This is a genomic window from Paucibacter hankyongi (assembly GCF_037482915.1).
In the GTDB taxonomy this organism is placed as follows: domain Bacteria; phylum Pseudomonadota; class Gammaproteobacteria; order Burkholderiales; family Burkholderiaceae_C; genus Paucibacter_A; species Paucibacter_A hankyongi.
The window spans coordinates 32,060-45,133 of sequence record NZ_JBBHJX010000005.1 but is presented as its reverse complement, the minus strand read 5'-3'; the positions used below and the strand labels follow the sequence as shown (position 1 = coordinate 45,133).

At 60.8% G+C, this 13,074-nt stretch carries 6 protein-coding genes; 2 read left to right on the top strand and 4 right to left on the bottom strand.

The features are described 5' to 3' along the window. Positions 1–11 precede the first annotated feature (11 nt). From WG899_RS09825 to WG899_RS09815, 3 genes are all read right to left on the bottom strand, one after another. A complete protein-coding gene (locus WG899_RS09825; RefSeq protein ID WP_339595460.1) occupies positions 12–779 on the bottom strand; it encodes a class II glutamine amidotransferase in 768 nt (255 codons plus the stop codon). Between the two features lie 13 nt (positions 780–792). Beyond that, positions 793–2,052 (bottom strand): NAD(P)/FAD-dependent oxidoreductase, encoded by a 1,260-nt coding sequence (locus tag WG899_RS09820; RefSeq protein ID WP_339595459.1) that lies wholly within the window; start codon positions 2,050–2,052, stop codon positions 793–795. 131 nt (positions 2,053–2,183) lie between these two features. Continuing rightward, positions 2,184–4,772, bottom strand: coding sequence for a TonB-dependent receptor (locus tag WG899_RS09815; RefSeq protein ID WP_339595458.1), 2,589 nt, complete (start codon positions 4,770–4,772; stop codon positions 2,184–2,186). Between the two features lie 840 nt (positions 4,773–5,612). Between WG899_RS09815 and WG899_RS09810 the strand changes: the two genes are divergently transcribed. Then, the gene (locus WG899_RS09810) at positions 5,613–8,507 is read left to right on the top strand and encodes a TonB-dependent receptor plug domain-containing protein (protein ID WP_339595457.1); all 2,895 of its coding nucleotides are present in this window, start codon (positions 5,613–5,615) and stop codon (positions 8,505–8,507) included. A 125-nt stretch (positions 8,508–8,632) separates the two neighbouring features. Then, on the top strand, positions 8,633–10,663 hold the full coding sequence (locus tag WG899_RS09805) for an alpha/beta hydrolase family protein (protein ID WP_339595456.1): 2,031 nt from the start codon (positions 8,633–8,635) through the stop codon (positions 10,661–10,663). Between the two features lie 88 nt (positions 10,664–10,751). Here WG899_RS09805 and WG899_RS09800 read toward each other — a convergent pair whose 3' ends face one another. Further along, on the bottom strand, positions 10,752–12,926 hold the full coding sequence (locus WG899_RS09800) for a malate synthase G (protein WP_339595455.1): 2,175 nt from the start codon (positions 12,924–12,926) through the stop codon (positions 10,752–10,754). Positions 12,927–13,074: the final 148 nt, after the last annotated feature.

Below are 13,074 nucleotides of genomic sequence, written 5' to 3'. Positions count from 1 at the left end.
CGCACAGCCCGTCAGCTTGCCGCAGCGCCCATCAATTCACCGCCCACAAAGACTTTGAGCTCGCCTGGCTGAAAGGCCACCCAGGGCTCATCGCGGGTCAGCGGCTCGGTGGCGATGATGGCCACCCGGTCATCGGAGGTGGTGTGCGCGGCGAAGTCCACGCTCATGTCTTCGTCCTGCAAATGCACCCGTCCGAAGGGGTGCGCACGCAACAGGTAATGCAGATGCGTCGAGCCATGCGCCCACAGCGCCTGACCATTCGAGAGCAACATATTGAAGGTGCCAAAGCGATTCAGCTGCGGCATCAGCTCGGCCAGCGTGCAGGTCAGCTCGGCAATGCTGGGGACGTCGCAATGCGCTTTGGCCAACTCTTGCATCAACCAGCAAAACGCGCGCTCGCTGTCGGTCTGCCCGACGGGCTTGAAGGCGGCGTGCAGGCGCGGCTCAAAGTCCTTCAAATTACCGTTGTGGGCAAACACCCAGTAGCGCCCCCACAACTCGCGCTGGAAGGGGTGGGTGTTCTCCAAGGCCACCTGCCCCTGCGTGGCCTTGCGGATATGGGCGATGACATTGTCGCTCTTGATCGGGTAGCGCTGCACCAACTCGGCCAGCGGCGAGACGCGGGCGCTGTGATGGTCAACAAAGTGGCGCAGACCGCGCCCCTCAAAGAAGGCAATACCAAAGCCATCCTTGTGTTCATCGGCGCGGTTCGCCAAACCGGTGAAGCTGAACATCACATCGGTGGGCACATTGGCATTCATGCCGAGCAGTTGGCACATAGATTGGCCTTTCCTAGCCTTCGAAGAACAGGCGCTTGAGGCCCTTCAGGCTGATCAGATTGCCCGGGTTGCTGGTCTCGTTCAAAACCCCGCTCATGCGGCGGCGCAGCCGCTCGCTCTTGTTGCCGCGCCAGATCAAGAGGTCGATCAACCAGGGGTGGGCATTGACCTTGTTGGCTCGCTCATACAGGTCGAACTTGGGTTTAAGGGCGCTCAGACTTTGCTCGTAGGCGCTGCGCACTTGCGCCTCGTTCCAGCCCTTGGCGCGACCGGCCAACACGGCGTCGGCGGCCAGCATGCCGGTTTCCATCGCCTTGCCAATGCCTTCGCCGGTGAAGGAGTAGGTGCTGCCGGCCGCTTCACCGGTGGCCAGCAGGCCCGGGCGGCTCCATTTGGCGCCGCTGAGCGTGCAGCGCAGCGGTGCGCCTTTCAGGTCACCCAGCAACTCGCCCTCGCGCATCAACTCCGCCGCCGGCGGGTAGTGCTCGACGAAGGCGTCGAAGATCTTGCGCAGATTCAGTTCCTTTTTGGCGCCTTTGCCGCCGACGGCTTGATGGCTGTCGGTCACGCCCACGCCGATGTTGAAGCAGCCATCGGGCGCCGGGAAAATCCAACCATAGCCCGGCTGCGCCGCCTTGCACCACACCACCTCCATGGCCTTGATGCGCCCCACCATCGCCGGTGCGCGCACATAACCGCGCAGCGCGACGCCACTGGGGGTGTGGCGCTCACACAGGCCGGCGGCCGTCAACGCCTTCGGCACCGCGCCGGTGGCCAGGATGACCCAGTCGGCACGCAACTCACGCTGCTGATCACCCACCTTCAGCTGTGCACCGATGACGCGTTGCTGCGCGTCCAGCAGCGGCGCCTCGAAACGCACCGGGGCAAAGAACTTCGCACCGGCTTCTTGGGCGCCCGTGCAGAGGATGTCATCCAATTGCTGGCGCGGCAAAACAGCCAAGGTGCCCGGCACATCGATGCGACCACCGCGCGGCCCGATGCAGGCCACATGCGCCACCGGTTCGGCGCGGGCCATCACGCGCTCCAACAAACCCAAGCGCGCCAAGGCGGCGTGGGAATCAGGGATTAGGCCGTCGCCACAAATCTTGTCGCGCCCTTGCGGCTGTTGATCGATCAACACGACATCGACACCGGCACGCGCCAACACCCGGGCGCAGGCACTGCCGGCCGGGCCGGCACCGATGATCAGGACTTCGCAAGCCGAAGGTAGCGCCGCGCTGGGCTGCGAATGAATATCGTCTGACTGGGACATGGCGCTATCGATGGGGTTCTTCTTCTACAAGAAGGTGGATTCTAGGAGGCTTCACCGGCTGAGCCCGGCCGGGCCTGCCGGCAAAAAAAATGGAGCCCGAAGGCTCCATGGTTTGATCTACTCAAACGGCATCAATAGCCGAAGGAATAGCCCAGGTAGTACTGACGACCCACCGCACTCATCGAGTTCGGGAAACCGGCATTCTGGTCATTGTCGGTCTGGCCCGGCATCGTATCGAAGGCATTCTTCACCCCAAAGATCAGCTTGCTGTTCTTGAAGCCCAGGCCTTTGTAGCCGAGTTGCAAGTCCACGGTGTTGAAGCCCTTGACCTTCTTGGTGGTGGCGGAAACGTCTTCCGGCTCATTGGCGTCCTTGAATCCGTCCATATAGCGGTCAGACACCGAGGCCATCCAGGGGCCGAAGTCCCAGTTGACGGTCACGTTGTTGACGAACTTCGGACGATCCATCAGGCCCACATAGTCCTTCAGCGGCTCGCCAGGAGCGCGGGCTTGACGGAAGTGCAGGTTGTAGCTGAACTGGTTCTCCAGCGCGAAACGACCCACGGCGGTAGGCAGACGGTAGCTGAGGCCAAACTCCAGGCCCTGCGCTTCGATCTTGGCCACGTTCAGGATCGGCAAGTCCGCGCCGACCAGATTGCCCACCTTGGAACCTGCGCCGGGTGCTGCGCGGGTAACCCAGTCCTTGCCCAGCTTGCCGCCAATCATCTTGTCCGGGTTGTCCAAGATGTATTGCAGGCTGCGGCCGATGGCGTCGGTCTTGTTGATGGCGTACCAGTCGGCCGACACCACCAGATCGCGGCTGATCTCGAACACCGCGCCGAGGGCGAAGTTCTTCGAATGCTCGGGCTTCAGATCGGGGTTGTTGTGGCGGACCACGTCGTACTGCGTTTGCACGCAGTTGGCCTTGTCGATGCCTTTGTCGGCGCAGACCAGATAGTCCTTGGCGAACTCGGCCGACTCTTCGTTGTCCTTCAGCAGGTCTTCAAACGCCGGGGCGCGGAAGCCTTCCGAGTAGGAGCCACGAATGGCCAGGCTGCGCACTGGGGTCCACTTCATGGCCAGCTTGGGCGTGGTGACCGAGCCAAAGTCGCTGTAACGGTCATAACGAACGGCGAGTTGCGCCTCCAGCGTCTTCAGAATGGGCAGGCCCAGTTCTGCGTAGACGGCGTCGAGCTTGCGGCTGCCATTGATGGCCGTGACCGGTGCACCGGTGGCGCTCAGGCGGCCAGCGGCCGACAGCTCATCGGGCTGGTAAGAGATCGACTCCTTGTTGTGCGAGTAACCGACCGCCGCTGCGGCCATGCCGCCGTCCAACTTGAACAGTTCGCGCGTGGCCTTGGCGTTGAAGAAGTCCACCTTGCCCTTGGAGATCGTCGTGCCGCTGACGTTGTACTTGGCAATGTCGGCCGCGTTCGGCACCACCCATGGCGAGAAGGTGCCCGCGGCGATGTCCTTCTTGGCGGTGGCGTAGTCGAAGAAGCCGGTCGCCTGGTAGTCGGTCTTGCTTTCGCTGGTGCCGATTTCGAAGGTGAAGTCGGTGTCCATGGCGCGGGTTTCAAAACCGGCGCCAATGCGGCTGAAGTCGGTCTTGGGCATCCAGCGACGCACGCCGTTCTGGTCATAGCGGATGCGGATCTTCTCGGCAATCTCACCCTCGGGCAACTTGGTGCCATTGGCCAGTGTGATACCACCCGCGGGGACCTTCACATTGGTAAAGGTGCCGGGAGGGGCGGAGAAGAAGTTGGTGGTCTTGTTGGTGCTGACCAGCGCTTCGACGTAGGCGCTCGACTCTGCACCAATCTTCTTCGTCAACACGCCCAGCACGCCGGTGCGCTCGGTGGCCGGGATCAGGTTGATCGCCTTGTTGAAGTAATAGGGGCAGTAGGTGCCGGCGTTGTCAGTCACCAGTTCTTCCGTGCACTTGTTGACGGGCATGGTGGCGCCGCCGGTGCTCTTGGAGATCACGTTGCCTGTGGGTGCGGCATCGTTATACATGCCCGGGCCCTTGCGGAAGGTGATGTCGCGGTCGCGGCGCAGGATGGGGTCGCGCTTCAGGTGGTCCAGCGTGACCAGCAGATTGAAACCGTCCCGCTCAAAGTCGCCGAAACCCAGGGCGCCGGAGAAGCGCTTCTCTTCACCGTCTCCACGCGAGGACTGGCCGTAGGTCACATTGCCTTCGATGCCTTGGAAGTCGCGGCGGGTCACAAAGTTGACCACGCCGGCGATGGCGTCGCTGCCGTAAATGGCGCTGGCGCCGTCCTTCAACACTTCGACACGCTCAATCGCGGCCAAGGGGATGCTGCTCAGGTCATAGGCGCTGGCATTGGCGGAGTTCTTGGCCATGCGGCGGCCATTTACCAAGACCAATACGTCGTCGGCCGAGAACTGGCGGAAGCCCAAGGTCGAACGACCGGGCGCGCCGGTGGCGTTGGCTTCGTCGTTGTAGGAGCTGAAGCCGGGCAGCTTCAGGAACACTTCGTTGGCGGTGGTCGCGCCCGAACGTTCGATGTCTTGCTTGGTGATGACCTGAACGACGGTGGCCTCTTCGGACTGCACACGCTTGATGTTCGAGCCCGTGACCGTCACGCGTTCGATCTGCTGGGTCTGAGGCGCTGTTTGCGCCGATGCGCTGGAGCCCAAGGCGCTCACAGCCAGGAAGGCCGCAGCGCCGATGGCGCTGACTTTGTACTGCTTCAACATGGAAAACTACTCCGGAAACTTTGGTGGATGACCAAACACACAATGGGCCGGAGCGATTCGCCGTCGGGTGGACGGCCTACGCCTCGGCGTCCATTGCCGGAACAAGTCTAGGGAGACGCCACACAAAAATTCGGCCACGCCAAGCGCTGTCAGGGGAGCACAACAGGGGGCCAAAACACCAACATTCCTGGTGTAGCCACTTGATTTCAATGCGCTATTCGCACCAACCCAGCGAACACACCGCCAAACCCATGACTTTTGGCACTCCACCAGTTCTTGCTGCGAGTAGGCTCACTTCCAAATCAAGCCTGCTTGAGGCACATCAAGCCGATCCGCTCAGCACCCAAGGGCGACATGACCGGGCGCCCTGCGCACACCCAGGCCCCAAACACGCCAGGTCGCCCACCCGCCCCCTCGCTTCGGGGGTACTTGAACGGTGACAGTTCGATGGATTGATCCATCAAGCCCCAGTATTTCCACCCCTAAGTCAGGCGTTGTGTTGCATACGACCAACGCCAATGCCCCTCAAGTCCATTCGCATGACCCCTGAATTCAGCGAACACGGCCCGACTCAGGATCGCCAGCGAATTGCGTTTGTAAATAAATATTTCCATCAAATCAAACACTTAACCTAACTTTTGGCACCTGCCATTCGTCACAAGGACTGCCGCAGCAGCACCCGCGCTTGTCGCAAGGGGTTTTCCCCTGAGCCCAGAAACTAGGTGTTCTGGGCACACTCGCCGGTCACGGCCATCGATACACGTCGCATCCGCTATCGCGGGGGCAACATCAAATCACGGTGGGTTTACGTGGTCTACCGACCTTCCCTCAGGAGAATTCATGCATCAACGCTCAAAGATCTCGGTCGCAGCAGCACTGGCATTGACTGCCGTTGCCAGCTTCGCCCAAGCCCAAGCCCCTGCGCCAACGCAGCAGATTGAACGAATCGAAATCACCGGTTCGCGCATTCGCCAGATTGATGCGGAGACTGCTCAGCCCGTCTTCAAGATGACTCAAGCCGACATCAAAAAGACCGGCTTGGTCACCGTGGGCGACATCATCAGCCAGATGACTGCCTCGGGCTCGCCTTCTTTCTCCAAGGGCTCCGTGCTGAGCGGCGGCCGCGATATCGGCGGCCAGTTCGCCAATATGCGCAACCTGGGCCCCCAGCGCGTGCTGGTGCTGGTCAACGGTAAGCGTTGGAGCCAGAGCGTCAACGGTTACACCGACTACTCCACCGTTCCGTCGTCGATGATCGACCGGATCGAAATCCTGAAGGACGGCGCCTCGTCCACCTACGGTTCTGACGCCATTGCCGGCGTGGTCAACATCGTTCTGAAGAAGACGATGGATGGCGGCGAAGCCAGCGCCTATTACGGCCAAAACGCCAAGGGCGACGGCAAGACCAGCGACTACAGCTTCAGCTTCGGCACCAGCACCGAAAAGGCATCGCTGATGTTCGGTTTCACCTACAACAAGGTGGACCCCACTTGGTCTAAGGATCGCGACATCACGTCGTACACCTACGGCCCGGATCACCCGACCGCTGGTTACGGCACCGCTCCCTGGGGCCGCATTCGCGCTGTCAATCCGGTCAACGGTCAAGCCACCGGCATGAACATGATCCTGAACCACACCGGCGGCCCCTTGGGCGACGGCACGGGTCAGGACTCGCGTAACCCAGCCAACTACCACGCCTACGCAGGCGCCGAGAACGACACGTTCAACTCGACCAGCCAGATGATGTTCCAGGCTGGCTCGGAGCTGAAGTCCATCTTCACACGCGGCACCTTGGAACTGAGCGACACCGTCCGCTTCGGCGCCACCGCCATGTTTGCAGACCGCAACTCGGCCCGTACCGTGGCCGGCTACCCGCTCAACAGCCTGTCACAGCTGGCCTTCCCGGTCTACATCGACAAGAACAGCTACTTCAACCCCTACGGTGAGCAAGTCGCTGGCGCTGGCAAGGGTCAAGACTTGTTCTTCTATCGCCGCACGATCGAAGTGCCCCGCACCTCGAACAACAACAACAAGACCTTCCACTTGGATGGCGGTCTTGAAGGCGACCTGACCATTGCTGGCCAGGCATGGAACTGGAGCACGGGTGTCAACTACAGCAAAGTGGACGGCAACACCACCGGCACCGGCAACCTGAATTTGTTCAACCTGAAGAAGGCCGTGGGTCCTTCCTTCAAGAACGCAGCCGGCGTGATCCAGTGCGGCACCGCAGCCGCTCCGATCGCTGGTTGCGTTCCCTTTGACATCCTGGGTGGCCCTTCGGCTTCCTCGCAAGCTGCGCTTGACTACGTGATGTCCAAGGGCTCGGCGCTGTACAGCAGCGAAGTGACCAGCGTCATGGCCGACGCCTCCGGCGAACTCTTCAAGCTGCCTGCTGGCGCTGTCGCCTTGGCTGTTGGCGTTGAGCATCGCAAGGTGAAGGGTTCGGACAATCCGGGTCAATTCGAGCAAACCGGTCAGTCCACTGATCTGGTCGGCTACGACACCAAGGGCGAGTTCACCGTCAAGGAAGCCTATGCCGAATTGAACGTGCCAATCTTGAAGGGCGTGTTCCTGGCTGAAGCTTTGAACTTGAACCTGGCTACCCGTCATTCGGACTACAGCAACTTCGGCAAGACCACCAACAGCAAGTTCAGCTTCACTTGGAAGCCAATCAAGGACTTGTTGACACGCGGTACCGTGGCCGAAGGCTTCCGCGCACCAAGCCTGGGTGACAACTTCGGTGGCGGCTCGCAGTCGTTTGACTCCTATCTGGACCCTTGCGACAGCCAATGGGGTGCCGTGAAGAATGACGCCAAGGTCAAGGCAGCTTGTGCTGCAGCTGGCGTGCCCGTCAACTTCCGTCAGAAGAACCAAGCCGGTACAGCAGTCGCCGGTGGCGGCGCGCAAACGCCGTTCCCGTTCCAGACTGGCGCCGGCAATGACAGCCTGACCCCAGAAACCGCCAAGACCAAGACCTTGGGTGTGGTGTTCAGCCCGTCGGCGCTGCAAGGCCTGACCGTGTCGATGGACTGGTACAACATCACGGTCAAGGACCGGATCGTCACCAACACCACGCCTTACGTCCTGAACCAATGCTATGTGCAAGGCGTTCAGACCTTCTGCGCGGCTGTTACACGTGATGCAGGCACAGGTCAAATTGTTGCCCTGTCGCGTGGCAATGCCAACCGTGGCTATCTGGAAACCTCTGGTGTTGACCTGGGCGTGAACTACAAGTTCCCAAGCACCCCATTTGGCCAGTTCACACTGCGCACGGAAAGCACCTACCTGGCAAGCTTCAAGAGCCGCGCCACCACGGATGCTGAATGGCAAGAAGTCGCTGGTGACTACGACTACAACCGCTTCAAGTCCAACATCAACATCGATTGGAGCAAGGGCGACTGGTCTATCAACTTCGGCACTCGCTACTACAGCGCTGTGAAGACCAACTGCTGGGACACGGATGACACCACCACTTGCAGCAACCCAACCGACACCTGGAGCGGTGGTACTGGCTACAACAAGCCTAGCGCTCTGATCTATAACGACCTGAACGTGTCGTACAAGACGCCTTGGAAGGGCACCCTCACGATTGGCGCGAATAACGTCTTCAACGTGAAGCCGCGCGTCGTCTTGGATGCAAACAGCAACTACGGTGGCAATTCGTCGTCGGCGTCTGTAGATCCAGACATGCCTTTGGATCGCTTCTTCTGGGTGCGTTACAACCAAGCTTTCTGATGAACGAGGCCCGCAAGGGTCTTGTCTGAAGAACCATAAAGCCCGCCCGGCACCAGCCCGGCGGGCTTTTTCGACTGAGGCCATTCCATCGAATGCCCTCTGCCCTTCATCCACAGGGATTCAATATGTTGCAAAAACCATTCATCGGCCGGCGCCTTGCCGCCAGTTTGGCTCTGCTGGTCACAACGGCACTGCTACCCGCAGCGGCCCAGGCTCAGAACACGGGCGTGCCCAGCAAGCCCAGCATTACTGATTTCTTCAAGGCCTCGACTTTCAGCGCTCCTCGCCTATCACCGGACGGGACGCGTCTGTCCGCCATCCTCAGTGATGGCTCCGAAGTCACCAAATTGGTGGTCTTCGAATTAAGCAATTTGAAGGCGTCCAAGGTTGTCGCCTCGTTTTCGGACGTGCAAATTGCCTCAGCCCAATGGGTCAACGACAAGCGCCTCGTCTTCAGCGTCAAACTGCCGGCGGGTTCAGCCAAACAAATTGGCGGTGGCCTATGGGGCGTCGACCCCGATGGCGAAGATCTGCGAGCGCTGATCAGCCCAGAATTCGAGTCCAGCATGGGCTCTCATATGCGCGGGGGCAAGGCACTCCCTCCTGATTGGGTACTTCTAAGCACACTCGACGACGGTAGCGATGATGTCATCGTACTCAAGCCCACCTTTGACACCAAACGGCAGTTGGTACGCGTCGGCATTTCAAAACTGAATACGCGCAATTCGGTCCGAACAGCCTTGGCAACCGATGCTCCCAATGGGGTTCAGCGCTGGGTTCTCGATCGCCAGGGGCAGCCGATGTGGGCCACGACCTCGAACAATGGTCGCATGACGATCTATCGCCGCAATGAAGGCCAAGACGGCTGGCAACAGTGGGATGAAGGCCCAATGATTGCGGGCGTCAAGGCCATACCCGCCTGGGTTGGCCCGGCACGTGAGGTCTATGCGCTTCAAGACCAGGGCGCCAAGTCCACGGCAGCCTTGTATCGCCTGAACCCAACGACTCAGCGCCCCGAAAACGAGCCCTTGGTCGCGCTGGCCGGCTACGACCTGGACCCGGAGTTTGTCTACGATGCTCAGGCCAAGACCTTGGTCGGCCTGCACTATTTGAGCGACGCCCCGGGCAGCGTTTGGTTTGATGCCTCGATGCGTCAAGCGCAAGCCGAAATTGACAAGCTTTTGCCAGCCACCGTCAACAGATTGGACTGCACGCGCTGCACCCAAGTGCCGACCCTGCTGGTCCGGGCCAATTCAGATCGCGCCCCCGAAGCCTACTATCTGTACAACCGTGAGACTCGAACCATAACGCCGCTTTCAAGCAGCAGGCCTTGGATAGATCCTCTGCAAATGGCACGCGTCGACGTTCAGCAATTCGCGGCCCGCGATGGCTTGGAAATCCCGGTGCAAATCACCCTGCCCAAGGGACCGGTGACGGGTCCGCGACCCACGGTTATGCTGATCCATGGCGGCCCCAATGTGCGTGGCAACTACTGGCAATGGAGCCCTGAAGCGCAGTTTCTGGCCTCGCGCGGCTATGTCGTGATTGAACCGGAGTTCCGCGGCAGCACTGGCTATGGCTTCAAACATTTCCAGGCCGGCTGGAAAAAATGGGGCCAAGAGATGCAGGACGACGTCACCGATGCGACCCAATGGGCCATCAAGAAAGGGCTCGCCGACCCCAAACGCATCTGCATCGCAGGGGCAAGTTATGGCGGCTACGCGACCTTGATGGGCTTGATCCGCGAACCCAATATGTACCAATGCGGCATCAACTGGGTCGGCGTCACCGACATTGAAATGCTCTACACCGTGAATTGGAGTGACGCCGCCGATGTTTCCCTGAAATACGGCATGCCCTTGCTCATCGGGGATCCGGACAAAGACAAGCAGATGATGCAGGCCAACTCACCACTGCGTCGCGCCGCGGAAATCAAGCGGCCCTTGCTGCTGGCCTACGGAGAAGACGATCGTCGCGTACCGATTGTTCACGGCACCGCGTTTCGTGATGCGGTGAAGGCGACCAACCCCGATGTTGAATGGGTCAGCTATATCCGCGAAGGCCATGGTTGGCGCCAGCTGAAAAACAATGAAGACTTCTGGGGCCGCGTCGAACGGTTCCTGGACAAAAACATTGGAGCGGCTCGCAAGCCCTGATGACGCCTGACCCCGGTCACGCTGTCATCTAAAGGCCGGTCGGGGCGTATGCTCCGGCCGGCCTTTTTTCACCCCGCCTGCTTCGAACTCAAGCCTGCGCTTTCACCTTCAGTCGCCACGCATGCAGCAGCGGCTCGGTGTAGCCGCTCGGCTGCGCCATGCCCTTGAAGACCAGATCGAGCGCAGCTTGGTAGGCCGCCGAAGTTTCAAAGTTCCCGGCCATCGGCTTGTAAAGCGGATCGCTCGCGTTTTGGCCGTCCACCACCGCCGCCATGCGCTGGAAGGTCTCGTTGACTTGGGCCGCAGTGCAGACACCGTGATGCAGCCAGTTCGCTATGTGCTGGCTGGAAATGCGCAGCGTGGCTCGGTCTTCCATCAAGCCGACGTTGTGAATATCCGGCACCTTGGAGCAGCCGACCCCCTGGTCCACCCAACGCACCACATAGCCCAAGATGCCCTGCGCGTTGTTGTCCAGTTCTTGCTGAACCTCGGCAGCCGTCCATTCGGCCTTGGCGACCACTGGAACCTGCAGCAGTTTGTCCAGAATGGCGTGACGCTCGGCATCGGCGTCGATCTTTTCCAACTCTTGCTGCACCGCGGCCACATTGACCTGGTGGTAATGCAGGGCATGCAAGGTGGCGGCAGTGGGTGACGGCACCCAGGCGGTGTTGGCGCCGGCCTTCGGATGGCCGATCTTTTGCTCCAACATGGCGGCCATCAAGTCGGGCATGGCCCACATGCCTTTGCCGATCTGGGCGCGGCCGCGCAGGCCACAGCTCAGGCCGGTCAGCACATTGCTGCGCTCGTAGGCGGCGATCCAGGCACTGGTCTTCATATCGCCCTTGCGGAACATCGGCCCGGCCAACATGGCGGTGTGCATCTCGTCGCCGGTGCGGTCCAGGAAGCCGGTGTTGATGAAGGCCACGCGGGCGGCCGCAGCGGCGATACAGGCTTTCAAATTGACGCTGGTGCGGCGCTCTTCGTCCATGATGCCCAGCTTGACGGTGTTTTCGGGCAGACCCAGCATCGCTTCGACGCGGCCAAAAATCTCCGAGGCAAAGGCCACCTCGGCCGGGCCGTGCATCTTCGGTTTGACGATGTAGACCGAGCCGGTGCGGCTATTGCCCTTGCGCTGCAGGTCATGAATGGCAATCGTCGTGGTGATGACGGCGTCCATGATGCCTTCGGGGATCTCGCGGCCGTCGGCGTAAAGAATGGCCGGATTCGTCATCAGATGGCCGACATTGCGCACAAACATCAGCGAGCGGCCATGCAGCGTCACCTGCCCACCGGCAGCGCCGGTGTAGACACGATCAGGGTTCAGGCTGCGCGCGAAGGTCTTGCCACCCTTGCTGACTTCTTCGGTCAGCGTGCCCTTCAGAATGCCCAGCCAATTGCCATAGGCCAGCACCTTGTCGTCGGCATCGACCACGGCGACCGAGTCTTCCAGATCCAAAATGGTCGACAGCGCCGCCTCCAGCACCAGGTCGCTGACGCCGGCGAGATCGCTCTTGCCGATGGCCGTGCTGCGGTCGATTTGAAGGTCCAGATGCAGGCCGTTGTGGCGCAGCAGCACCGAGCTGGGCGCGCCGGCCTCGCCTTGATAGCCAATGAACTGGGCCGGATCGGCCAGGCCGGTCGAGCCGGAGCCCTGGGCCACCAGCAATCGGCCCGCCTCCACACGGTAGCCGGTCGCGTCATTGTGCGAGCCTTGTGCCAGCGGCGCCGCCTGGTCCAGCACCTGGCGGGCATAGCCGATCACCTTGGCTCCGCGCACCGGGTTGTAGCGGCCGGCCTTTTCGGCGCCGTCAGTCTCGGGGATGGCGTCGGTGCCGTAGAGCGCGTCATACAGCGAACCCCAGCGGGCGTTGGCGGCATTCAGGGCGTAGCGCGCATTCAGAATCGGCACCACCAGCTGAGGGCCGGCTTGCACGGCCAATTCGGCGTCGACCTGGGCGGTGCTGATCTGCACCGCGCCGGGTGGCGGCACCAGATAGCCGATATTTTCCAAATGGGCGCGATAAGCCGGCATGTCGGTGATCGGGCCGGGGTGGGCGCGGTGCCAGGCGTCCATCTCGGTCTGCAGTCGGTCACGCTCGGCCAGCAGGGCGATGTTCTTGGGCGCCAAGTCCCTGACGATGGCATCAAAGCCGGCCCAGAAGGCCGTGCTGGCCACGCCGGTGCCCGGCAACACGCTGTCTTCGATGAAACGGTACAAGGGAGTAGCAACTTGCAGACTGTGGACGGTGGTGCGTGCGGTCATGGCCTGGGTCCTCGACAGAGATGAAATGAAAACGGGATGAGCCTGAATTTATGCCAATTTGAATGACAGATTCATGCGCGCCCATGCATTGAATCAATGACAAAAATGCACAAATAGATCGGTAAACCAAATTTTTAGGGCGGCGAAG